Below are 23,216 nucleotides of genomic sequence, written 5' to 3'. Positions count from 1 at the left end.
TCGTACTCCTTCAGTTGTCGAGTTCCATCGTAAGCGTCCGGGCACTCCACATGCCGGAGAATTCTGTTCTGATTGTGGAACAGGCGTGGACGGTCAGTCCTGCTCGATGAAGTCGATCTCGGCGACTGTGATCTCTTCACCCTTCACCTCAGTGACGAGATTCTGGATGCGTCCAGCGGCCGTCAGGTCGGCTTGGGCACTGTCGATCGCTGCGACCACAGCTGCCGGAGCATGGATGGTGAGGCTGCGCACCTGGGTCTTCTGGGAGACCTTGGCCTCGGTCTTCGACCTCCGGATCTCGGTGAGCACCGAGGCGACAGACATGAGCAGGTCCGGATCCACAGACGAGTCAGGCTGAGTCAGCTTCTCGTCCCCAGGCCACGGTGACCTGTGCACAGATCCTTTTCTCCACCATGACCACACCTCTTCAGTCACGAAGGGCATGATCGGGGCGAAGAGACGCAGAAGCACGTCGAGGGCAGTTGCCAGAGTGACGTGAGCCGAAAGCTGATCGTCCTCGCCCTTGGCGCCGTACGACCGGTCCTTGACGAGCTCGACATAGTCATCGGTGAACTCCCAGAAGAAGCTCTCCGCGGCACGCAGAGCGTGTGCGTAATCGTAGGCCGCCATATGCGTTGAAGCCGTCTCGACGACCTCGGCGAGCTTCTTGAGCAGAGCACGATCGAGATCGTGCGTCACAGAACCAAGCTGGCCGACAAGCCCGGAGTGAACTCCCTGGGCAAGCGCGAACTTCGAAGCGTTGAGCAGTTTCATGGCCAATCGGCGCCCGATCTGCATCTGCGTCACGTCATAAGCTGTATCGGCACCGAGTTTGGCGCTGGCCGCCCAGTAGCGCACCGCGTCGGGGCCGAAGCCCGGTTTCGCCTCGCCGAGGATGTCAGAGGGGACAACGACATTGCCTTTCGACTTCGACATCTTCTTGCGATCCGGATCGAGGATCCAACCGGAGAGGCCGGCATGCTTCCATGGTGCAGCGTCATTGAGCGAGTTGGCACGGACGACAGTGGAGAACAGCCAAGTGCGGATGATGTCGTGGCCCTGAGGGCGCAGATCGAAGGGGAAGACCTTGGAGAAGAAGTCTTCATCGCGGCTCCAACCACCCAGCAGCTGGGGGGTCAGAGATGAGGTCGCCCAGGTGTCGAGGACGTCCGGATCGGCGGTGAAGCCGCCGGGCACGTCACGCTGGTCAGCGGTGAAGCCGGCCGGCACCTCGGCGATGGGGTCGGTGGGCAGGGACTCGGGAACGATCGGATCCGAGTAGTCGGGTTCCCCAGCCGAGTCCAAGCGATACCACAGTGGGATCGGCACGCCGAAGTAACGTTGGCGGGAGACCAGCCAGTCACCGTTGAGATTCTCCACCCAGTTCTCGTAGCGTGAGCGCATGAATGCCGGATGCCACTCGATCTCTCGACCGCGGGCGATAAGCGCATCACGGAGCTCGGCCGAGCGTCCGCCGTTGCGGATGTACCACTGGCGGGACGTGACGACTTCGAGGGGCTTGTCGCCCTTCTCATAGAACGGAACAGGATGCGTGATCGCTTCGATCTCGCCGATGAGGTCACCGGATTCGACGAGCATATCCGCGATCTCCTTGCGGGCGGTGAAGGTTGTCTTTCCCGCCAGCTTCTCGTAGTTGGCCACAGCATCGGGCTTCGGCGACGACGCGATCCATTCGGGGACCTCGAGATTGAGTCGACCACCGCGGTTGATGACGGCGCGCATGGGCAGGTCGAGTTCACGCCACCAGGTGACGTCAGTGAGGTCACCGAAGGTGCAGACCATGGCAATGCCGGTGCCCTTGTCCGACTTCGCAAGTTCATGGGCGCGAACTTCGACGCGCACGCCGAAGAGAGGTGAGACGTACTTGGATCCGAATGAGGAGGTGTAACGCTCGTCCTCGGGATGAGCCACGAGTGCCACTACCGCGGGGATGAGCTCCGGACGGGAAGTGAGAATGACGATCGGTTCCGCCGAGGTGTCGGCGAGGCCGTCGGTGCCCTCGGGATAGAAGTTCACCTTGTGGTAGGCGCCGTCCCTCTCCCGGTCCTCGAGTTCCGCCTGCGCGACGGCAGTGCCGAAGGTGACGTCCCACATGGTGGGGGCGTCCTGGGAGTATGCGTGACCGTTTGCGAGGTCGGCGAGAAAGGCCTTCTGGCTGACCGAGCGTGACGTGTCATCGATGGTGCGGTAGGTGTACTTCCAATCCACGGACAGGCCGGTGGAGCGGAAGAGGTGTTCGAAGATCTGCTCGTCCTCGGCGGACAGGGTCTCGCAGAGTTCGATGAAGTTCTGACGCGAGATCTTGACGAAGTCACGAGAGTTCTTCGCAGGCTTTGCCGGCGGCTCGAAGTTCGGGTCGTAGCCCTGGGTGGGATCGCAGGTGACCCCGTAGTAGTTCTGGACGCGTCGTTCCGTCGGCAGACCGTTGTCATCCCAGCCCAGGGGGTAGAACACGTTCTTGCCCTGCATGCGCTGATATCTGGCGATGATGTCGGTCTGCGTGTAGGAGAATACGTGCCCGACGTGCAGAGACCCCGAGGCGGTGGGCGGGGGAGTGTCGATCGAGTAGACCTGCTCACGATCCGTATCGACGTCGAAGGCATAGACTCCGCTGTCGCTCCAAGCGGCGTCCCATTTGTCCCGAAGTCCCTCAAGAGCCGGCTTATCCGGCAGGTTCACTGACTCGTGCGTCGAGTCCGAAAAGGCAGGTGTGTTCATAATTGTTGATTTTCTCACCCGGGCGGCCTGGGGCCAAACCGATGATCGGGCGTGAGCGGACTTCAGAGGTTCGAGCCAGTGGCACACGCTGCCGGAGACACACACTGAATGGAGCGTGAGATGCATCCGCGGACAAAAATGAGAATATTGGACCATGGCGCCCTTGGACAGAATCCGATCAGAGAACCTGCCGCCGACGTCGACCGCGTGGATGAACCCGGCCCGTGCGATCGCGATTGTGGCAGTCGTCGCCATCCATTCGCTGGGAACCGTCGTGGAGGAGAACTACGCGACCATGGGTCCCGACTGGTGGGTCGCCAACGGCTTCGACTCCGCAGCTCGGTGGTCGGTTCCTGTGTTCATCATGATCTCCGGGGCGTTGGCACTGGACCCGGCCCGCGGGAACAAACCGCGTAAATTCCTCAGCAAGCGCGTGTGGAGAATCGGAATCCCCCTCGTGTTCTGGACAGCCGTATACGTCGTCTTCAGGCGCTTCTATCTGCTCCCGACAGACGACGGATGGAACCCGGGAATCGCGATTCTGACCGGTTCTCCGTTCGTGCAGCTCTACTTCCTCTACGTGCTCGCCGGCCTGACGCTTCTGACCCCGTTCTTCCGGCTGCTCAGCGTTCACGGTTCGCGGCGCCTGCAATGGGGGACTGGTCTGATCTTTCTGGGCATCGGCATGCTCGACCAATGGGCGAGCATCGTCTTCGACGTGGGTGAGGCCAATATCGCCACACGTTTCCTGCCGATGGCCGGCTTCTACATCCTCGGGTGGGTGCTGCGGGACGTGGTGCTCTCCTCCCGCGGTGTGGTGCTGGCATGGCTGGCACTTGCCGGTGCAATCGCGATGACCATTGTGTGGGCGGGACTCGGCCCGGGCGAGAAGCCGTGGGTCTTCCCCTACGAGTACCTATCACCGGGGGTCGTCATCGCCTCTGTGGCCGCCTACCTCCTGCTGCATCATCACTTGGATAGCGGTTTCCGGCTCCTGCACTGGTTCTACCCGTACTCCTTCGGGGTGTTCCTGCTCCACCCCCTCGTGCTCTACCCCTTGCGCAATGAGATGGGCCTGCCTACGACGGTTCCCGGTGTTCTCCTCCATGCCATCGCGATGCCGATCGTCTACACGATCATCTGCGCTGTCATCACCTGGCTGGCGGTCAAGATTCCCGGTGTGCGCGCCGTCTTCGGCGAAGGCGGTCCCCGCAACCCGCATTCGAAGCCGAACCCACGGGCGCGCCGAACGAAGAAGGCCGACCCGGACACCGCGAGCGCTTAGCTGCCACGGAATCTGCCGGACGGGGATGAAACTCCGTAGACTGATCGGTGTCCCCGATGATCGTGTCCTCGACCAGACACGACGCATCCGGTTACAGACGCGACATGCCCAGATCCAGATGCGGTACGTCAAGGTACAGATCCAGGCCTGCAGCCACGAACAACGACGGCACGAGCAACGACGAAGAAGTACGGAGAAATACAGCGATGGAAACACTCAGAGCAGTGGTGACAGGAGCGAGTTCGGGAATCGGCGCCGCTACGGTGCGCCGGCTGCGCGAACAGGGCTGGGACGTCGTTGCCGTGGCACGGCGAGAGGAGAAGCTGCGGGCACTGTCCGAGGAGACCGGCGCCAGCTATGTTGTAGCCGACCTCACCGATGATGCCGCGGTCGCAGCGCTCAGTGCCGAGGTGCTGGCTGGAGGGCCTGTGCACTCCCTGATCGCCAACGCGGGTGCCGCGTTCGGCACCGACACAGTCGCCGAGGCCTCGGTCGACGGCTGGCGTGACATGTTCGATGTCAATGTCCTCGGAGTCCTCCGAGTCGTCAAGGCATTTCTTCCCGCTCTGATCGAATCCGGGCGTGGAGACATCGTCGTCATGTCCTCGACCGCCGGTCACCAGGCCTATGAAGGCGGCGGCGGTTACGTCGCGGCCAAGCACGGCACACATTCGATCGCCGCGACGCTGCGGCTCGAACTCGCTGGTGAACCCGTCCGTGTGATCGAAATCGCCCCCGGGATGGTCGCCACCGATGAATTCACGCTGAAACGAGTCGGCGGCAGTCAGGACAAAGCCGACAAAGTCTACGAAGGGGTGGAGAACCCACTCACCGCAGATGACGTCGCCGATGCCGTGGTCTACTCGCTGACCAGACCGCACCATTTCAATGTCGACCTGATGGTGATCAGACCGATTGCACAGGCCGCACAGCACAAAGTTGCACGCCACCAGGGTCTCTGAGTTCGGAAGTCGGGCGGCTGCACTCAACCAGATGGTCGACACACCGGGCCAGAAGGCTGACACCCTGGGCCAGGTGGTCGACACACCGGGCCAAGGTATACGATTGAGGGTGCAGCGATCCGGCCATCACCGGGGAGCATCCGGAAGAACAGTGCGTTCGTCCCGTGCCGAAGGCTTCGGCGCGGCAGAAGGCATTCAGTAGAACCGGACGGTTGGACCCGTCATCACTCCGGCTATGAGCGATCCGCTGATCGTCTGTCTCACCCGACAGTCGTTGAGGACGGATAAGCGAGGTGGTACCGCGGCAGACATGTCGTCCTCGTGACAGTGACCGCAGTGACTCAAAGGACGCTCATGACGCAACCGTTGTATCCCAAGGTATCGACCTCGGCCTTCGGCCTCAGTGCCTCGCCGGATTTCCCCGCCATCGAAGACGCCGTGCTCGACTACTGGAAACAGGACGATACGTTCCAGGCCTCGATCGACCAGCGCGACCCCGGCGAGAACGGTGAGAACGAGTTCGTCTTCTACGACGGACCTCCCTTCGCCAACGGACTGCCCCACTACGGTCACCTTCTGACCGGGTACGTCAAGGACGTCGTCCCACGCTTCCAGACGATGCGGGGCAAGAAAGTGGATCGCCGCTTCGGCTGGGATACCCACGGCCTTCCCGCAGAGCTTGAGGCCGAACGTCAGCTGGGCATCACCGACAAGTCGGAGATCAGCGGCATGGGCTTGGCCGCATTCAACGATGCCTGCCGTTCCTCAGTCCTGAAGTACACGAAGGAATGGGAAGAGTACGTCACCCGCCAGGGTCGGTGGGTCGACTTCGACAACGACTACAAGACGCTCAACGTCGAATACATGGAAAGCGTGATCTGGGCGTTCAAACAGCTCTGGGACAAGGGGCTCGTCTACGAGGGCTACCGCGTTCTGCCCTACTGCTGGAAAGACCAGACTCCGCTGTCTAACCACGAACTGCGGATGGACGACGATGTCTACAAGTCGCGCCAGGATCCGGCCGTGACCATCGGATACAAGCTCAAGGACTCCGATGAATGGGTCCTGATCTGGACAACGACGCCGTGGACTGTTCCGTCCAACCAGGCTGTCGCGGTCAATCCCGAGATCCCGCTGGCAGCCGTCGTCGCCGGTGAAGACGGTGCACAAGAGCTGCAGGGAAAGACACTGATCCTCGCCGAGGCGCGCCTCGGCTCATACTCCCGTGAGCTCGGGGAGAACCCCGAGGTGCTGCGCACGTTCTCCGGCAGTGAGCTTCTCGGTCGTGAATACGAGCCTCCCTTCCCGTACTTCGAAGGTCGCCAAGAGGAGTTCGGCGAACGGATGCACACCATCCTCGAAGCCGAGTTCGTCACCACGGACGAAGGCACCGGAATCGTCCACCAGTCTCCGGCTTTCGGTGAAGAGGACAAGGACCTCACCGATTCCTACGGCATCACCGCCGTGCGTCCCGTCGACGACGCAGGCTGCTTCGACTCCACGGTCGCCGACTACGCGGGACAGCAGGTCTTCGACGCCAACAAGGGCATCATCAAGGACCTGCGCAACGGCACCGGGCCGATGGCAGGTCGTTCGGCACTGCTGATCCGGCACGAATCCTATGAGCACTCCTACCCGCACTGCTGGCGCTGCCGCAATCCGCTGATCTACCGCGCTGTGTCCTCCTGGTTCGTCCGGGTGACCGAGTTCAAGGACCGCATGGTCGAACTCAACGAGCAGATCAACTGGGTGCCCGACAATGTCAAGCACGGACAGTTCGGCAAATGGCTGGAGAACGCACGCGACTGGTCGATCTCACGCAACCGCTTCTGGGGTTCGCCGATCCCGGTATGGACCTCAGACGACCCCTCGTATCCGCGCACCGATGTGTACGGGTCCCTGGCCGACATCGAGGCCGACTTCGGTCGTCTGCCGGTCAATGACCAAGGTGAAGTCGACCTCCACCGTCCCTGGGTCGACGACCTGGTACGGCCCAACCCTGACGATCCGAGCGGTCAGTCGATGATGCGCCGCATCCCTGAGATCTTCGACGTCTGGTTCGACTCGGGGTCCATGAGCTACGCACAGGTCCACTACCCGTTCGAGAACTCCGAATGGTTCGACAATCATTTCCCCGCCGACTTCATCGTGGAGTATGTCGGACAGACTCGCGGCTGGTTCTATCTCCTGCACGTGCTCTCGACAGCGATCTTCGATCGTCCTGCCTTCACCAATTGCATCTCCCACGGCATCGTCTTGGGCTCCGACGGAGCGAAGATGTCGAAATCGCTGCGCAACTATCCCGACGTCAACGAGGTCTTCGATCGCGACGGCTCCGATGCGATGCGCTGGTTCCTCATGGCCTCGTCCATCCTGCGAGGCGGCAACCTCGTCGTGACCGAGCAGGGTATCCGCGATGGAGTTCGACAGGTCGTTCTCCCGCTCTGGAACACCTGGCAGTTCTTCGCCACCTACTCCAACACCGCAGACGGGGCAGACGGAGAGAAGGCCGGCTACCGGGCCGAATCCCGCTATGATTCGAGCCAGGTCCTTGACCGGTATCTGCTGGCGAAGACTCACGACCTGATCGCAGAGTTCGCGGACGCCATGGAGGGCCTCGACATCTGGGCGGCCTGCGAACTCGTGCGCAGCTACCTCGACATGCTCACCAACTGGTACGTGCGTCGTTCCCGTCGCCGCTTCTGGGACGGCACCGAGGCGACCCACGAGTCATTCGACGTGTTCTACACCTGCCTCGAAGCCTTCTGCCGGGTCGCAGCCCCGCTGCTGCCATTCACCGTCGAAGAGATCTACCGTGGGCTCACCGGCGAACGGTCGGTCCACTTGGCCGACTACCCGGATGCGAGTCTGTTCCCCGCCGATGATCAGCTCGTGTCCGCGATGGATCTGACCCGCGTCATCTGCTCAACGGCTTCCTCCGTGCGCAAGGCCAACAAGCTGCGGGTGCGCCTGCCTCTGGCCAAGCTCACCGTTGCTGATGACACCGACCTGGGCAGCGAGTTCACCGACATCATCTCCGATGAGCTCAACGTCCGCGAGGTCGAAGTGCTCGACGTCGCCGAGGCGGAAGCTGCAGGATTCTCCCTGTCGCAGAGTCTCGTCATCAATGCCCGCGCCGCAGGCCCCAGGCTGGGCAAGCAGGTGCAGCAGGTGATCAAGGCCTCGAAGACTGGCGATTGGTCGGTCGCCGACGACGGCATCGTCACCAGCGGTGGAATCGACTTGGTCGATGGCGAATACACCTTGGAGTCGGTGGCCGAATCCGGCACGGAGGGAATGGAGCTGGCTGCGCTCGACTCCGGCTTCCTGGCACTCGATACACGTGTCACCCCTGAGCTCGAGGCCGAAGGCGTCGCTCGTGACGCGGTCCGCGCCATCCAGGGAATCCGCAAACAGCTGGACCTGCACATCTCCGAGCGGATCACCGTCGTCATCGAGGCGGAGACAAATCTGGCGTCCGCGCTGAGCGCCCATCAGGACCTCATCGCCGGTGAGACCCTGGCCACCTCACTCGACTTCGCAGACGTCGAGAGTGCCGGGCAGGTCTTCACCCCTGAAGAGCTGCCTGCGGGAACTCGCCTCGCTGTGAGCAGAGCATGAGCACGGACGAGCGCGACGAGAAGTCGCAGTCCCAGCTTGTGCGCGTGTATGCGGCACTGCTGGCACGAGCGGGGGAGACCCAGATCGAGGTCCGACTCGACGCGACTCGTCGTGCGTGCGAGCTCCTCGGCGACATTCATCAGGCCGCACCGGTCATCACGGTGACCGGAACGAACGGCAAAACCTCGACCGCTCGCATGATCGACTCGATCGTGTCCGCTCACGACTTGAGAGTGGGCCGCTTCACGAGTCCGCATCTGCATTCGGTGACCGAGCGGATCTCTGTCGACGGCGGTCCTGTCGCCGCTGAGACCTTCGTCCGCATCCACGACGAGATCTCACCGGTGCTCGACCTCGTCGACGCGGAGCTCGTCGCCGAGGGGCGTGGAAAGCTGACCTTCTTCGAGGCGCTGACGATCCTGGCCTTCGCCGTGTTCGCAGACGCCCCCGTCGACGTGGTGGTCACCGAAGTGGGGATGGGCGGCGAATGGGATTCGACGAACGTTGCCGATGCCCAGGTCTGTGTCTTCACGAAGATCGGCCTCGACCATCAGCAGTTCCTCGGTGACACGCTCACCGAGATCGCCACCACCAAAGCGGGAATTCTCAATCGCAGTCTCGATCCTTCCCCAGCACCGAATCCGGTCGCTGTCATCGCTGCACAGACCGAAGAGGCGCAGACTGCTCTGGACGCCGAGGTGGAGCGGCGGCAGACTCTCGCGTTGACCGAGGACCGCAGCTTCCGGCTTCTCGACCGCACAAGAGCGGTCGATGGACAGCTCATCACCGTGCAGGGGGTGCGGGATGTCTACACCGACATCTTCCTGCCGCTGCACGGCATCCATCAGGCACACAATGCCGCCGTTGCGCTGGTCGCGGCGGAGGCGTTTCTGAGTGATGAGGACAAGCCGCTGGTCCTCGACACCGTGGCCGAGGGCCTGTCACGAGTGACGTCACCCGGCCGGGCCGAGCTTGTCCGGACAGGACCGGCAGTAGTTGTTGACGGGGCGCACAATCCCGACGCTGCCCATGTGCTGGCCGATACCATCACCGAGGCATTCGACTTCGACTACACGGTGATGGTTCTGGCGATGTTCGCCGACAAGGACATCCTCGGCGTGCTCGAGGAGTTTCACCGCAGCGCCGATGTGTTCGTCGTCAGCCAGGCACTGAATTCTCGCGCACTTGATGCCCATGAACTCGCCGAGGCTGTGCGCGAATGGGTGGATGAGGACTCCGTGATCGAGACACCGGATCTCAACGCTGCCCTGATGAAGGCCATCGACCTGGCCAACAACTCCGGGGCGACGAGCCCGGGAATCGTGGTCACTGGCTCTCTGCACACCGTGGCAGAGGCCCGTCTGCTGCTCGGCAAGGAGGAATGATCCGATGAAATCGAAGTTTCCCGTCCTGTGCGGCTCGATCCTCATCTGTGAGCTCTTCGTCGTCTACTTCGCAGTGCTCACTGCCTACGGCCTGGCGGTGAAGGCAGCAGGATCTCTGAGCTTGGGGCAACTGCTCCTCGGCGCGTCCGTGATTGCCGCTCTGGCCATCGTGTCGGTCCTGCTGCTGCCACGACGCATCGGTCAGAAGCGACCGGGTGTGGCACTGGGCTGGGTCGTGCAGATCCTCCTGCTGGCTTCGGGATTCCTCGTCACCTCGATGTTCTTCGTCGCAGCGATCTTCATCGCCCTGTGGGCGGTGTCGGTGTACTGGTCGGCGAGAATCGACAGGGAAGTGGCGGAGCGAGCCTGAACCGCCTCGGCGGTCAATGAACTCAACGGCGGTTAAACTGTGACCGCCGATCATCGCACTAACGAAAAGGACCGGAATGGAACGCACTCTCATCCTCATCAAACCCGATGGTGTCGCACGAGGACTCGTGGGACAGATCCTCGCTCGGATCGAATCCAAGGGATATGCCATCGATGCTCTGTCGCTGCGCACCGCGACCGCGGAAGAACTCTCCGCGCACTACGCAGAGCACGAAGGCAAACCCTTCTACCAGCCCCTCGTCGACTTCATGTCCGAAGGACCGATCGTGTCGATCATCGCCTCCGGTCAGGGAGTGATCCCTGGATTCCGTTCGCTGGCGGGTGCAACCGACCCGACAGCGGCGGCGCCGGGCACCATTCGCGGCGATCTTGGCCGCGACTGGGGCGAGAAGGTCCAGAAGAATCTCGTGCACGGATCCGATTCCGTTGAATCTGCCGAACGCGAGATCGGAATCTGGTTCCCCGCCGTATAGATCTCAGCGCACAGACGCGGGTGCCCTGCAGCTGTCCTTCCTCAGAGGGAACGGCCGCAGGGCACCCGCGTCATTTCATGGCAGTGGTGAGCTATTCAGGACGTGCTCAGAACAGGGTCGAGAAGAAGTTCCAGAACTGAACGACGATGCAGGCTGCGATGACGAGCATCCACAGAACGAAGATCGCCACATTCTCCTTGGCGAGGACTCTGGCGATCGGATTCCGCGCGATCCGGGCGCCGAAACTGCCGGCCAGAACATTGTGGGCCGTGACAGCGACGAACATCGGGATCGTCATCGTCCACACCACCATGCACCAGGGGCAGCCGACGCCGATCTTGTAGATCGAGACGTAGAACAGGAACATGACGAGAACGGTGCCGAGGGCGAGGCCGATGTTGAGTCCGACCATGATCCACTTCGGGATCCTCGTCCCTGCCAGGAGCAACACGCCGAGGAGCAGTGGGAATATGAAAGCGCCGATTCCCAGGAGCTGATTGGGGAAGCCGAAGAGCTGGCTCTCGGGAGACTCCATCACCGATCCGCAGGAGAAGAACGGGTTGAGGTCGCAGGAGAGCACCGCGTTCGGGTCCTCCAACTTCTCGTACTTCTCGACGGCAAGAGCGAAGGACGCCAAGTAGCCGACGACGGATGCAACGATGAGGAAGATGCCGAGACTGGTCGGCCGCAGGACCCAGGATCGGGTCTGCGGCACCACATCGATATCGTCGTCAGGGAGAGTATCTGCGGTATTCACACTCCAAGAATGCCTCCCCGGACACTGCGCGGCAAACGGGGCGGCTGCGAATAGTCACATATCTGAAGTGACGGAGACCACAGACGGCGGACATCGACCGGAGCACTTCGGTTGATCTGTGACATAATGGCCAGACGGATACTTGCTCTCACACCGAGCAGGAGAAGTGCCTCCACCGAGTCGAGGGTACGACCTCGCAGGTCGACACCAAGAAGAGGCAGCACCGAAGGCCTACGCGCTGAGCGCGAGCTGGAAGTGCCATCCACAAGTTTCGGTCCGACTTGGACCATGCAAGGATCCGAAGATCCGTGAGGTGTGGACGGAGTCTTCGGACTGGGAGAAATCATGAATGACGCGTCGAATGACGGCAACGAAGCAACAGAGGGCATCCTCGCCGATCTCGCCAATCTGCAGCAGTCGGTGAATTCCGCAGACTCCTCTCATGAGGATGTCGACGAGAGCATCAGAGCGAAGCTCGACAACATCGCCGAGGCTGCGGAGTCTCTGCGCATGCCCGAGCCGAGCAATGACGACTCGGACGAGGACATCGAGGACGTTCCCGAGCAGGGGCAGGGCACACCGAAGAATGCCCGGGACTCCGCAGCCAACAGGGGACTCGTGTTCGAACAGTTCGTCCGCGAACCTGCCGGGGGTCCGCAGAATGCAGCGAGCAACGGCCGGGGGAGCGAGACGAACGATGCCTCGGAGGTCGATGACGACGATTCTGCCGACGCTGCCGCGGATGCCGTCTCGCCGGCACCGGCCCCTACATTCGATCCCCGCAACCCCTTCGCGGCGCCCGCTGTGGACCCCGCGCCTGCTCCGACCCCGCGCAGCGCACCAGCCGTGCCGCACGACGGTGGACTGATCTTCCAGGTGCCCAAAGCCGAACTGGCTCAGCCCGTCCAGGTCGAGGACGACACCGATGATTCGGATGACGGCGACGAGTACGACAACGACTCGGACTACGCGGAGGCATCCGACGCCGACACGAACGGCGCGAAGAGCGATGACTCCGACGACAATGACTCCGACGACAATGACTCCAACGATTCCGGCGGCCGTCGGCGTCGCCGTGGAGGCCGCGGCCGCCGCTCCCGCGGACGCGAGGACAACGGCAGCGAATCGGATCATGAAGATTCGCCATCGTCAGCGGAGGAATCTGCCGACGAGGATTCCGACTCCCACTCGAACAGCGATTCCCACTCGAACAGACGCGAGTCACGTTCCGGCAACCGGGCGGAGAAGAAGACTCAGCAGGCAGATTCGAACAAGTCCGCCGCCGCCAAATCCTCTGATGACAAGAACTCCGGCCAGCAGTCGGAGAATCTCACTGACTCCGGTGATGATGACAGCGATGACGATGACGACAATGGTTCGCGTCGCCGTCGTCGCCGTCGCTCACGGACCCGCAGCACAGACAACGATGAGGTGACCTCGCTGAAGGGCTCGACACGCCTCGAAGCCAAGAGGCAGCGCCGTAAGGAAGGTCGTGAGGCAGGGCGCCGCCGCCCCGTCATCACCGAGGCCGAGTTCCTGGCCCGTCGTGAATCCGTGGATCGGACCATGCTGGTGCGGGAAAGCGGCGAGCAGACACAGCTGGTCGTCGTCGAAGACGGGATCACAGTCGAGCACTACCTGAAGGAGAACCGCCAGCAGTCGTCCCTCATCGGCAATGTCTACCTGGGCAAAGTCCAGAACGTACTGCCGAGCATGGAAGCCGCCTTCATCGACATCGGCAAGGGCCGCAATGCTGTGCTCTACGCCGGTGAAGTCAATTGGGACGCCCTCGGCATGGATGGCAAGGCTCGCCGCATCGAGGTGGCGCTCAGCCCCGGCGACGCCGTCCTCGTCCAGGTCACCAAGGACCCGATCGGTCATAAGGGCGCCCGTCTGACGAGTCAGATCTCCCTGCCCGGACGTTTCCTCGTCTACGTTCCCGGCAACTCCATGACCGGAATCTCACGCAAGCTGCCCGACGTCGAGCGCAATCGACTGAAGAAGCTGCTCAAGGAACTCGTCGGTGACTCGAATGGAGTCATCGTGCGCACCGCAGCCGAAGGAGCAACGGACAAGGAACTCGGCCGGGACGTCGAACGACTGGCGAAACGGTGGGAGACCATCGAGAAGAAGTCGAAGTCGACGAAGGTGCTCGCGCCCCAGCTCCTCTACAGCGAGCCGGACATGATCGTGCGGATCATCCGCGACGTCTTCAACGAGGACTTCTCGTCTCTCGTCATCGACGGCGACGGCGCGTGGAACACGATTCACGAATACGTCGAGGCCGTGGCACCGGATCTGCTCGAGCGCGTCCACCGCTACAGCGAGGACGAAGACATCTTCGACCACTACCGGGTCGAGGAACAGGTGCAGAAGGCGCTGCAGCGCACCGTCAACCTGCCATCGGGTGGTTCGCTGGTCATCGACCGGACCGAGGCCATGACGGTCATCGACGTCAACACCGGCAAGTTCACCGGTTCAGGTGGAAATCTGGAAGAGACCGTGACCCGCAACAACCTGGAAGCGGCCGAAGAGGTCATCAGGCAGGTGCGCCTGCGGGACATCGGCGGCATCATCGTCGTCGACTTCATCGACATGGTCCTCGAATCGAACCGGGACCTCGTTGTGCGTCGCCTCGTCGAGTGCCTGGGACGCGACAGAACCAAGCATCAGGTCGCCGAGGTGACCTCCCTGGGTCTTGTGCAGATGACGCGTAAGCGCATCGGCACCGGACTCGCAGAGTCCCTTGTCAGTGCCGGGGCCGACCTCTCCGGTCGGGGACTGCTGCTGCCGGGCTCAGAAGAGGACGGCTCGAAGGCCCACCACGGCAATCGGTCCAACCACAACGACAACTCGAACAGCAAACGTGATCGCAAGCGTCGCAGCGACAATAAGTCGTCGAAGTCCAACGACTCCGAAGGCCATACCGACGCCGACGATGCCTCGCGTTCGGCCGTAGCCGCAATTGCCAAGGCCACGCTGAAGAAGGACGAGACGGAGTCCAAGGACGCGAAGAACTCTCAGGACAACTCGGTTTCGAGCGACACCGAGTCGACGCTGAACAGTGACACCACGAAGGAATCGCAGGGCAACGAGTCCGCCGATTCGAACGGCCGCGGAAAGTCGGGCCGATCCCGGACCCGCAACAGCCGGAAGCGGTCCGATGCCAAGTCCTCGGAAACGTCGGAGCCAACGCACGACGAGTCTGCTCAGGACAAGCCAGTCCAGGACAAGCCAGTCCAGGACAAGCCGGCCCGGGCGAAAAAGCCTGAGGTGCCTGCTGCCGAGCTACCGCTGATGATCGGTGCAGACACCGCGACCAAGGTGGCCAAGGCTGAACCGGTCAAGGCAGCACCGCGGCGGAAGCCCGCTGCCAAGGCTCAGGCTGCTGATGAGTCGGCGCAGCAGTCGCTGCCGACCTCATTCGTCATCATCGGCGAAGACTGAACATCATGTCCGCACTCATGTGACTGATGCGGACAGACGACGAGGCGTTCCGCCACCGATCAAGAGGATCGGCGGCGGGACGCCTCAGTTCTTGGATTCCTGATTCCTCGTTGTGCTGATGGTCGGCTGCGCAGCCTGATCACCGCAGAGTACGATCATGAGATTCGATACGAGATCGCTGCGCTCGAGATGACCGAGCTTGACGATCCCACGTCCCTCGATCTGCTCAATGGCGGTCTCGACCATGCCGACAGCACCTTCGACGATGAGCTGGCGGGCTGCAACAACCGCTGTAGCCTGCTGGCGTTGGAGCATGGCGCGCGCAATCTCCGCCGCGTAGGCCAGTTGCGTGATGCGCGATTCGATGATGGTCACGCCAGCGGCAGCGACTCGTGCTGCGACCTCATTGGAGAGTTTCGACGTGATCTCATCGGCGTTGTCGCGCAGGGACATCCGGTTCGGATCCGAGGAATCGTAGGCATAGGAGTTTGCTATGTGGCGCACAGCAGTCTCGGCCTGGATGGCGACGAACTCCTCGAAGTCATCGACCTCGAACAGTGCCTGAGCCGTGTCTTGGACCTGCCAGACGACCACGGCGCCGATTTCGATCGGATTACCGTCGAGGTCGTTGACCTTCAGTGTGGATGTCTCGTGGTTGCGGATGCGTGTCGAAACTTGAATCTTCGAATAGAAGGGGTTGACGAAGCGCAGTCCGGATTGGCGAACTGTGCCGACGTACTTCCCGTAGAGCTGGAGCACGACAGCATTGCCCGGAGCCACCGAGGTGCACCCCTTGAACATGAACATCGATGCGATGAACATGACGATTGCGAGCACGATGAGGATGACCCCGACCGCGGCCTGGGCCACGGTCATGATGAATCCGAACACTGCGAGCAGAAGCGCCAGGAGCAACAGAATGACCCCGCCGATGATAGCGAAGTATCCAGATACGCCGCCCGCCGAGGTCTCCCTGACACGTTCGCCCTCGACCGATGCGATTCTCGACGGCCCGGGTCGGCGCTGGCGCGGAGGAACTCCAGGGGACATCTGCGGTCCACCCTGCAGGGGCCGCTGCGGGTGACCCTGAGAACCGGAGCCGGGTTGCTGGCCGCGCCCGGGCAGAGGTTGCTGTGGTGTCGGCTGAGATCCGGGTGGCTGATTCGGAGGAGGACCGTGCTGATGAGGGTTCTGAGTCATGATTTCAGTCTAGGACACAGAATGAGACGTGCATCTCACCAATACCCCTTCAGTGTGACGTACGTAACAGTTGGATAACTGTATTCGTGTCCTGTGCTGTAGAGCTTGCTACCTTCCAAGGGGTACGGCAGGTTATTGCACCATGAACACTTTGTTATTGGCAGCAGATGCCCCCAAATCACCGGTTGATGATGCAATCAACTCCTGGTTCGATCCGATCGCCACCTTCTTCGGCGGGATCATATTCTTTCCTATTACGCTCGGACCGATCTCCTTCCCCTTCGTAGTGCTCTGGCTGATCGGCGCAGCCTTAATCTTCACCATCTATTTCGGATTCATCCAAGCCCGAGGATTCAAGCTCTCGCTCGAAATAATCCGTGGAAAATATTCGTCCAAGAACGACCCGGGCGAGATCACCCACTTCCAGGCACTGGCCTCCGCGTTATCAGGCACAGTCGGCCTCGGCAACATTGCCGGTGTCGGTGTGGCTATTGCCCTCGGTGGTCCCGGTGCTACCTTCTGGATGATCATCGCCGGGCTCCTCGGCATGTGTACGAAGTTCGTCGAGTGCACACTGGGAGTGAAATATCGAGAAATCGACGAAAACGGCGTTGTTTACGGCGGTCCCTTCAAATACCTGCCTATCGCGTTCCGTAAGTTCTCCAAGCCCATCGCCGGCCTGCTGACCGGAATCTTCGCAGTCTCCATCCTCATCTTCGGCGTCGTCGGCGGAGGAATGTTCCAGGCCAACCAGACTTTCGCTCAGGTTCGTACCGCCACCGGCGGTGCAGACGGCTTCCTCGCCGGTCCTGTGGCGTCATTGATCTTCGGCATCATCTTTGCTGGTCTCGTCGGTCTCGTGATCCTCGGTGGTATCCGGTCCATCGCCCACGTCACCGACAAGCTTGTTCCCGCCATGGGCATCTTCTACGTTCTTTCGTGTCTGCTGGTCCTGGCCATCAACTTCGGCCAGATTCCGACAGCCATCGGGCAGATCTTCGAGGGTGCATTCGCACCGCAGGGAGTTGCCGGCGGCATCGTCGGCGTCATGATCATCGGGTTCCAGCGCTCAGCCTTCTCCAACGAAGCAGGCATCGGTTCGGCCGCGATCGCACACTCGGCGGTCAAGACTCGTCGGCCCATCTCGGAGGGCTTCGTAGCACTTCTCGAGCCCTTCGTGGACACTGTGATCGTCTGTACGATGACCGCCCTGACCATCATCGTTGCCAACCAGCCCTCCTACACCAACGACCTTGGTGAGGGTGAGATCGGCGGCGTGGCGCTGGCGTCCGATGCCTTCTCCACAGTGGCCGGTTGGTATCCGGTGCTGCTGGCGATCGCGGTGGCGCTCTTCGCCTTCTCCACCCTCATCACGTGGGCCTACTATGGTGAGCGGGCCTGGGCCTATCTCTTCGGCAAGTCGAAGGGCGCGGTCACGGTCTTCCGTGTCCTCGTCTGCGTGTTCGTGGTCATCGGCTGCATCGCCAGCTTCAGCAAGATCGTCGAGTTCGCGGACGCCGCACTGTTCCTCTGCGCCTTCATCAATATCCTCGGCTTGTACATGCTGATGCCTGTGGTGAAGAAGGAGATGAAGAAGTATCTGGCCGACCGCAAGGCCGGTACGCTCATGGACCCCGACACGAAGGACGCCGTTCCTGTGGAGGAGCTGGTCTGAGCGCAGCTTCTCTGAGGCCGATTCCGCGAAGGCGCGGGGTCGGCCTCCGTGCGTCGTCGATGGATTGCGTTGAGTCTCGTTAGACTGGTGCACGTGGATCAGATCAACGACAAGACACATGCCCAGGAGCGACTGTTGGAACTGCGCGGAAGCATTGACAACATCGACGCAGCGCTCATCCATCTGCTCGCCGAGAGGTTCAAGCTCACGGAGACAGTCGGTGAGTTGAAGGCTGACCACGGTCTGCCTCCTGCAGATCCTGAGAGAGAGGGCAGGCAGGTCGCCCACCTCCGTAGGCTGGCCGAAGATGCGCACCTGGACCCGGAGTTCGCGGAGAAGTTCCTGACCTTCATCGTCGCCGAGGTGATCCGTCATCACGAACGGATCGCTGAGACCCGAGAAGCCTGAGTTGTCCAACTCGAGCGGTTTGCCCAACAGCGGTCGAATCCACTAGACTTGATCGTCGGTGCGCACGACGCACCACGGCTGGTGATTCCTCTCAATGGGACACCCGGGGAAAACCTTCCTCGGGAGCCAAGGGATCAACCGCCGTTCGTTTGTGTATGAACAGAAAGGGTTCGACCATGGTCTATGCCATTGTCCGTGCCGGTGGCCATCAGGAAAAGGTCAGCGTCGGAGACATCATTACAGTCAACCGAATGAAGGCGAAGGCCGGGGAAAGCGTCGAACTCGATGCAGTCCTCCTCGTCGACGGTGAGACTGTCACGACCGACGTTGATGCCCTGTCGAAGGTTGCGGTCAGCGCCGAGGTCGTCAATGAACTCCGCGGCCCCAAGATCATCATTCAGAAGTACAAGAACAAGACCGGTTACAAGAAGCGTCAGGGCCACCGCCAGGACCTCACCCGTCTGAAGATCACGAACATCAAGTAAGAGGAGACTTCACATGTCAAGCAAAAAGGGAGTCAGCTCGTCCCGCAACGGTCGCGACTCGAACGCTCAGTACCTCGGTGTGAAGCGCTTCGGCGGACAGGTCGTCAAGGCCGGAGAGATCATCGTTCGCCAGCGCGGAACCAAGTTCCACCCAGGCGCCAACGTCGGACGCGGCGGAGACGACACACTCTTCGCACTGTCCGCAGGAGCCGTGGAATTCGGCAAACGCAACGGTCGCAAGATCGTCAACATCGTCGGCGCTTGATCGACTAGTTCTGTTTTTCCCCTGGTAGGGGTCCATGAAGGGTGAGTCTCGAGACTCACCCTTCATCTGATATAAGGACATTATGGCCACCGAGTTCATAGACCGTGTCACAGTCCATCTTTCCGCCGGAGACGGCGGCAACGGCTGCGCCTCGATCAGGCGCGAGAAGTTCAAACCCCTTGGCGGCCCTGACGGTGCCAATGGCGGTCAGGGCGGTGACGTCAAGTTCGTCGTCGACGCTCAGACCACAACGTTGCTCCCACTGCACCACCGTCCGCATCTGACTGCGAACGACGGCGGCATCGGCAAGGGCGATCTGCGCCATGGTGCGGATGGCGGTGACCTCATCATCGCCGTCCCTGAAGGCACGGTCGTGAAGAACCAGAACGGCGAGATCATCGCCGATCTCGTCGATGCCGGAACCGAATACGTCGCTGCCGCAGGCGGCCGCGGCGGGCTCGGCAACGCAGCTCTGGCCTCATCGAAACGCAAGGCCCCGGGCTTCGCCCTGCTGGGTGAGCCGGGCGAAGCACTCAGCTTGGTGCTCGAGCTCAAGACGATCGCTGACATCGCGCTCGTCGGCTACCCTTCAGCAGGCAAATCCAGTCTCATCGCGGCCATGTCTGAGGCCAAGCCGAAGATCGCGGACTATCCATTCACCACACTCGTGCCCAACCTCGGCGTGGTCCAGGCCGGCGATGTGCGATACACCATCGCCGATGTCCCAGGCCTCATCCCGGGAGCATCAGAAGGCAAGGGCCTCGGCCTCGAATTCCTCCGACACGTCGAGCGCTGCGCCGCGTTGGTCCACGTCGTCGACATGGCGACCTGGGAACCGGGCCGTGATCCCGTCTCAGACCTGACCATCATCGAATCGGAGCTCGCTGCCTATGCCGTCGACCTCGACGACGGAAACGGTCTGCTGCCGCTGTCGGAACGTCCGAAGCTCGTGGCGCTGAACAAGATCGACATCCCCGACGGCAATGACCTAGCCGATATCGTCCGCCCCGATCTGGAGGCTGCCGGTTATCGAGTATTCGAGATATCCGCCGTCAGCCACATCGGTCTGCGGGAGCTGTCCTTCGCGATGGCTGAACTCGTCTCAGCCGAACGTGAGCGGCGCGCAGAGCTCGAGGCGACGCCGAAGCGTGTCGTCATCCGTCCCAAGGCCGTTGACGACCGCGGCTTCCAGATTCAGGCCGAAAGCGACGAGGACGGACCAGTCTTCCGCATCCGCGGCGTCAAGCCCGAGCGTTGGGTGCGGCAGACGGACTTCGCCAACGACGAGGCTGTCGGGTATCTCGCTGATCGCCTCGATCGCCTCGGAGTCGAAGAGTCTCTGTTCAAGGCCGGTGCGAAGCCAGGTGACACAATCGTGATCGGCGGAGACGACGGCGTCGTCTTCGACTGGGATCCGACAAGCGTCGGCGGCGCCGAGCTGCTGGGCACCCGCGGTACCGACCTGCGTCTGGATGAGGATACTCGTTCCACTCGGAAGGAACGCAAGGCCGCATTCCACGATCGCATGGATGCGAAGGCCGCTGTTCGCGCCGAGTTCGAACAGGAGCGTCTCGCAGAGCGTGCCGGTCGCGGTCGCGAAGGATCCGCCGATGTCACCTCCGATTCCGAGTCCGGTCAGGAATGAGCGACAGCCAGTCCATCGATTCTGGCAGCATCTCGACGCGCACCGATATCGCAGCTGCACGCCGCATCGTGATCAAGGTCGGCTCCTCGTCTCTGACCACCCTCGACGGGGGGTTGGACGAAGCAAAGCTGATCGCGCTCACCGATGTCATCGGAGCCCATCGTTCTGCCGGACATGAAGTCATCCTCGTGTCCTCCGGTGCGATTGCGGCCGGGCTCGAACCGATGGGGCTCAGCAAACGGCCCCGTGACCTTGCCACACAGCAGGCCGCTGCCGGAGTCGGCCAGGGTCTGCTCATGGCCGCCTACACCCGGGCGCTGGGTCGCTACGACCTGGTGCCCGGCCAGGTGCTGCTCTCAGCCGATGATCTGATCCGACGCACTCGGTACAAGAACGCTCAACGCGCCATCGACAAACTTCTGGCCCTCGGGACTCTGCCGATCGTCAACGAGAACGATGCGGTGGCGACAGAAGAGATTCGGTTCGGTGACAATGATCGCCTGGCTGCACTTGTCGCACACCTGTCGCACGCAGATGCCCTCGTCCTGCTCTCCGATGTCGACGCTCTCTATTCGGGACCGCCGAATCTGCCCGATTCTGTGTGCATCGAGCAGGTGTCCTCCATTGCCGATCTCGGCGACATCGCCATCGGTGGGACCGGGGCAGCTGGCACCGGCACAGGAGGCATGGCGACGAAGGTCGAAGCAGCGCTCATGGTTGCCGACTCGGGCATACCCGCGGTGCTGACCTCGGCAGAGAAGATCTCAGCAGTGCTCGGTGGTCAACATGTGGGCACGTGGTTCTCTGTGACGCACAAACGGCGGGGGACACGTCTGCTCTGGCTGCGCCATCTGGCCCGCACCTTCGGCTCGGTGACCATCGACGATGGAGCCGAATCCGCTGTGCTCTCCCGCGGAACCTCCTTGCTGGCTGCCGGTGTGACCGGGGTGACCGGGGATTTCGAAGCTGGCGACCCGATCGAGATTCGGAACCTGGGCGGTGAGGTCATCGCCCGCGGCATGACCAACTTCTCATCTCACGAACTGCCTGGGATGTTCGGCCTGTCCACGGACGAACTTGGCACCCGACTCGGAAATGATTACCGTAAAGAGGTCATCCATCGCAATGATCTCGTACTCACTCACGTGAGCGGGGGGAGATAGTCCATGACCGCTGTATCCGAGATACATCCCAAGACCGTCCGGGGTGTCACCAGAGTAGTCAGGAACGCTAAGAGCGCTGCCGCTCACCTGGCGACGTCATCGACGGCAGAGAAAGACGCCGGGCTGCGCGCGATCGCCGACGCCCTGCGTGAGAATTCCGACCGTATCGTCAAAGCCAATGAAGTCGACATCGCCGCCGGCATCGACAACGGAATGAGCGCAGGTCTCCTCGACCGCCTGCGGCTCGACCATGATCGCATCGAAGCCATGGCCGCGTCAGTGGGAACGGTCATCGATCTTGACGATCCCGTGGGCAAAGTCGTTGTGGGACGAGTTCTGCCCAACGGCATCCGACTGACTCAGAACCGTGTGCCCATGGGAGTCATCGGTGCGATCTACGAAGCCCGCCCCAACGTTACTGTCGACATCGCGATCCTCGCGCTCAAGGCCGGCAATGCCACTGTCCTACGCGGAGGCTCAGCGGCCCAGAACTCCAACGCTGAGATCGTCTCCGTGCTGCGCAAAGCCGTGGAATCGGCTGGTCTGCCTGCAGACTCGATCAATGGAATCGACCAATACGGGCGTGACGGTGCCAACGTGCTCATGAACGCGCGTGACTACGTCGACCTCCTCATTCCACGCGGTGGCGCTGAGCTCATCAACACAGTGGTGCAGGATTCGCTGGTTCCAGTGATCGAAACCGGAATCGGGAATGTCCATATGTTCATCGATTCATCGGCCACCGTCAAAAATTCGGTCGACCTCGTGGTCAACTCGAAGACACATCGTCCCAGTGTCTGCAATTCGCTTGAGACCCTGTTGGTCCATGAAAAGGCAGCCAAACGCGTTCTTCCCAAGATACTCGACCGACTCGACCAGGCCGGGGTCGTTCTGCACGCCGACACCACCGTCGCGGCGCTGGCACCGGAAACGATGAAGGTCAAACGTGTCTCTCGACGCGATTGGGCGAAGGAATATCTTGACCTCGAACTGGCAGTGAAGGTCGTATCGGGAATCGACGAGGCGATCGAGCATATTCGCGCCTATTCCTCAGGCCACACCGAAGTGATCGTGACCAAGGACATCGATAATGCTGAGACATTCGTCACAGCTATCGACGCCGCAGCTGTCGGAGTCAACGTGTCCACACGGTTCACCGATGGGGGAGAGCTCGGCTTCGGTGCAGAGGTGGGAATCTCGACCCAGAAGCTCCACGCCCGCGGACCCATGGGAGTCGAACAGCTGACGACCACGAAGTGGGTCATGATGGGCAATGGACAGATCCGCAGCTGACTCAGCTCGGCCCAGAGCGCACC

General features: G+C 61.7%; 17 protein-coding genes. 14 read left to right on the top strand and 3 right to left on the bottom strand.

What is annotated here, in order from left to right:
- Positions 1–93 precede the first annotated feature (93 nt).
- Positions 94–2,739 (bottom strand): valine--tRNA ligase, encoded by a 2,646-nt coding sequence (gene valS / locus HU144_RS13585; RefSeq protein WP_235351760.1) that lies wholly within the window; start codon positions 2,737–2,739, stop codon positions 94–96.
- A 154-nt stretch (positions 2,740–2,893) separates the two neighbouring features.
- Here valS and HU144_RS13580 point away from each other — a divergent pair, with 154 nt between their 5' ends.
- The 6 genes from HU144_RS13580 to ndk all read left to right on the top strand — a co-directional run bounded on the left by HU144_RS13580 (position 2,894) and on the right by ndk (position 10,855).
- Positions 2,894–4,024, top strand: a complete 1,131-nt coding sequence (locus tag HU144_RS13580; RefSeq protein ID WP_235351759.1) for an acyltransferase — start codon at positions 2,894–2,896, stop codon at positions 4,022–4,024.
- Positions 4,025–4,230: 206 nt separating this feature from the next.
- A complete protein-coding gene (locus HU144_RS13575; RefSeq protein WP_235351758.1) occupies positions 4,231–4,986 on the top strand; it encodes an SDR family oxidoreductase in 756 nt (251 codons plus the stop codon).
- Between the two features lie 354 nt (positions 4,987–5,340).
- Entirely contained in the window at positions 5,341–8,607 is a 3,267-nt protein-coding gene (gene ileS, locus HU144_RS13570) for an isoleucine--tRNA ligase (protein WP_235351757.1), read from the top strand.
- Complete coding sequence (locus HU144_RS13565) at positions 8,604–9,992, top strand: bifunctional folylpolyglutamate synthase/dihydrofolate synthase (RefSeq protein ID WP_235351755.1); 1,389 nt, start codon at positions 8,604–8,606, stop codon at positions 9,990–9,992. The genes ileS and HU144_RS13565 overlap by 4 nt, the downstream gene beginning before the upstream one ends.
- Positions 9,993–9,996: 4 nt before the next feature.
- Entirely contained in the window at positions 9,997–10,362 is a 366-nt protein-coding gene (locus HU144_RS13560) for a DUF4233 domain-containing protein (protein WP_198395551.1), read from the top strand.
- A 76-nt stretch (positions 10,363–10,438) separates the two neighbouring features.
- Positions 10,439–10,855, top strand: coding sequence for a nucleoside-diphosphate kinase (gene ndk / locus HU144_RS13555; RefSeq protein ID WP_198395552.1), 417 nt, complete (start codon positions 10,439–10,441; stop codon positions 10,853–10,855).
- 106 nt (positions 10,856–10,961) lie between these two features.
- Here ndk and HU144_RS13550 read toward each other — a convergent pair whose 3' ends face one another.
- The gene (locus tag HU144_RS13550; RefSeq protein ID WP_198395553.1) at positions 10,962–11,612 is read right to left on the bottom strand and encodes a vitamin K epoxide reductase family protein; all 651 of its coding nucleotides are present in this window, start codon (positions 11,610–11,612) and stop codon (positions 10,962–10,964) included.
- Positions 11,613–11,957: 345 nt separating this feature from the next.
- On the opposite strand from HU144_RS13550, the gene HU144_RS13545 reads away from it, so the two are divergent.
- Positions 11,958–15,059: an Rne/Rng family ribonuclease gene (locus tag HU144_RS13545; protein WP_235351754.1), complete on the top strand. Its 3,102-nt coding sequence runs from the start codon at positions 11,958–11,960 to the stop codon at positions 15,057–15,059.
- 84 nt (positions 15,060–15,143) lie between these two features.
- On the opposite strand, the gene HU144_RS13540 is transcribed toward HU144_RS13545, so the two are convergent.
- Positions 15,144–16,259, bottom strand: a complete 1,116-nt coding sequence (locus tag HU144_RS13540; RefSeq protein ID WP_235351753.1) for an SPFH domain-containing protein — start codon at positions 16,257–16,259, stop codon at positions 15,144–15,146.
- Positions 16,260–16,401: 142 nt separating this feature from the next.
- Between HU144_RS13540 and HU144_RS13535 the strand changes: the two genes are divergently transcribed.
- The 7 genes from HU144_RS13535 to HU144_RS13505 all read left to right on the top strand — a co-directional run bounded on the left by HU144_RS13535 (position 16,402) and on the right by HU144_RS13505 (position 23,193).
- Positions 16,402–17,934 carry an alanine/glycine:cation symporter family protein gene (locus HU144_RS13535; RefSeq protein ID WP_235351752.1) on the top strand — a complete coding sequence of 511 codons (1,533 nt, stop codon included), beginning with the start codon at positions 16,402–16,404 and terminating at the stop codon, positions 17,932–17,934.
- Positions 17,935–18,027: 93 nt separating this feature from the next.
- Positions 18,028–18,342 (top strand): chorismate mutase, encoded by a 315-nt coding sequence (locus HU144_RS13530; protein ID WP_143921530.1) that lies wholly within the window; start codon positions 18,028–18,030, stop codon positions 18,340–18,342.
- A gap of 176 nt (positions 18,343–18,518) precedes the next feature.
- Entirely contained in the window at positions 18,519–18,827 is a 309-nt protein-coding gene (rplU, locus tag HU144_RS13525; protein WP_029417392.1) for a 50S ribosomal protein L21, read from the top strand.
- Positions 18,828–18,840: 13 nt separating this feature from the next.
- The gene (rpmA, locus tag HU144_RS13520; protein WP_143921531.1) at positions 18,841–19,092 is read left to right on the top strand and encodes a 50S ribosomal protein L27; all 252 of its coding nucleotides are present in this window, start codon (positions 18,841–18,843) and stop codon (positions 19,090–19,092) included.
- 82 nt (positions 19,093–19,174) lie between these two features.
- The gene (gene obgE / locus HU144_RS13515) at positions 19,175–20,737 is read left to right on the top strand and encodes a GTPase ObgE (protein WP_235351750.1); all 1,563 of its coding nucleotides are present in this window, start codon (positions 19,175–19,177) and stop codon (positions 20,735–20,737) included.
- Positions 20,734–21,900 (top strand): glutamate 5-kinase, encoded by a 1,167-nt coding sequence (proB, locus tag HU144_RS13510; RefSeq protein WP_235351748.1) that lies wholly within the window; start codon positions 20,734–20,736, stop codon positions 21,898–21,900. Before obgE ends, proB begins: the two co-directional genes overlap by 4 nt.
- 3 nt (positions 21,901–21,903) lie before the next feature.
- Positions 21,904–23,193, top strand: coding sequence for a glutamate-5-semialdehyde dehydrogenase (locus HU144_RS13505; RefSeq protein ID WP_235351747.1), 1,290 nt, complete (start codon positions 21,904–21,906; stop codon positions 23,191–23,193).
- Positions 23,194–23,216 lie beyond the last annotated feature (23 nt).

The organism is Brevibacterium sp. UCMA 11752 (assembly GCF_021532235.1).
Taxonomy (GTDB): domain Bacteria; phylum Actinomycetota; class Actinomycetes; order Actinomycetales; family Brevibacteriaceae; genus Brevibacterium; species Brevibacterium antiquum.
Note: the sequence above shows the minus strand (reverse complement) of the source record. Positions and strands in the feature narration are given on the sequence as shown.

Coding starts and splice junctions, on each gene's coding strand:
- valS (WP_235351760.1), bottom strand. CDS start 2,739: ATGAACACACCTGCCTTTTCGGACTCGACGCACGAGTCAGTGAACCTG.
- HU144_RS13580 (WP_235351759.1), top strand. CDS start 2,894: ATGGCGCCCTTGGACAGAATCCGATCAGAGAACCTGCCGCCGACGTCG.
- HU144_RS13575 (WP_235351758.1), top strand. CDS start 4,231: ATGGAAACACTCAGAGCAGTGGTGACAGGAGCGAGTTCGGGAATCGGC.
- ileS (WP_235351757.1), top strand. CDS start 5,341: ATGACGCAACCGTTGTATCCCAAGGTATCGACCTCGGCCTTCGGCCTC.
- HU144_RS13565 (WP_235351755.1), top strand. CDS start 8,604: ATGAGCACGGACGAGCGCGACGAGAAGTCGCAGTCCCAGCTTGTGCGC.
- HU144_RS13560 (WP_198395551.1), top strand. CDS start 9,997: ATGAAATCGAAGTTTCCCGTCCTGTGCGGCTCGATCCTCATCTGTGAG.
- ndk (WP_198395552.1), top strand. CDS start 10,439: ATGGAACGCACTCTCATCCTCATCAAACCCGATGGTGTCGCACGAGGA.
- HU144_RS13545 (WP_235351754.1), top strand. CDS start 11,958: ATGAATGACGCGTCGAATGACGGCAACGAAGCAACAGAGGGCATCCTC.
- HU144_RS13540 (WP_235351753.1), bottom strand. CDS start 16,259: ATGACTCAGAACCCTCATCAGCACGGTCCTCCTCCGAATCAGCCACCC.
- HU144_RS13535 (WP_235351752.1), top strand. CDS start 16,402: ATGAACACTTTGTTATTGGCAGCAGATGCCCCCAAATCACCGGTTGAT.
- rplU (WP_029417392.1), top strand. CDS start 18,519: ATGGTCTATGCCATTGTCCGTGCCGGTGGCCATCAGGAAAAGGTCAGC.
- rpmA (WP_143921531.1), top strand. CDS start 18,841: ATGTCAAGCAAAAAGGGAGTCAGCTCGTCCCGCAACGGTCGCGACTCG.
- obgE (WP_235351750.1), top strand. CDS start 19,175: ATGGCCACCGAGTTCATAGACCGTGTCACAGTCCATCTTTCCGCCGGA.
- proB (WP_235351748.1), top strand. CDS start 20,734: ATGAGCGACAGCCAGTCCATCGATTCTGGCAGCATCTCGACGCGCACC.
- HU144_RS13505 (WP_235351747.1), top strand. CDS start 21,904: ATGACCGCTGTATCCGAGATACATCCCAAGACCGTCCGGGGTGTCACC.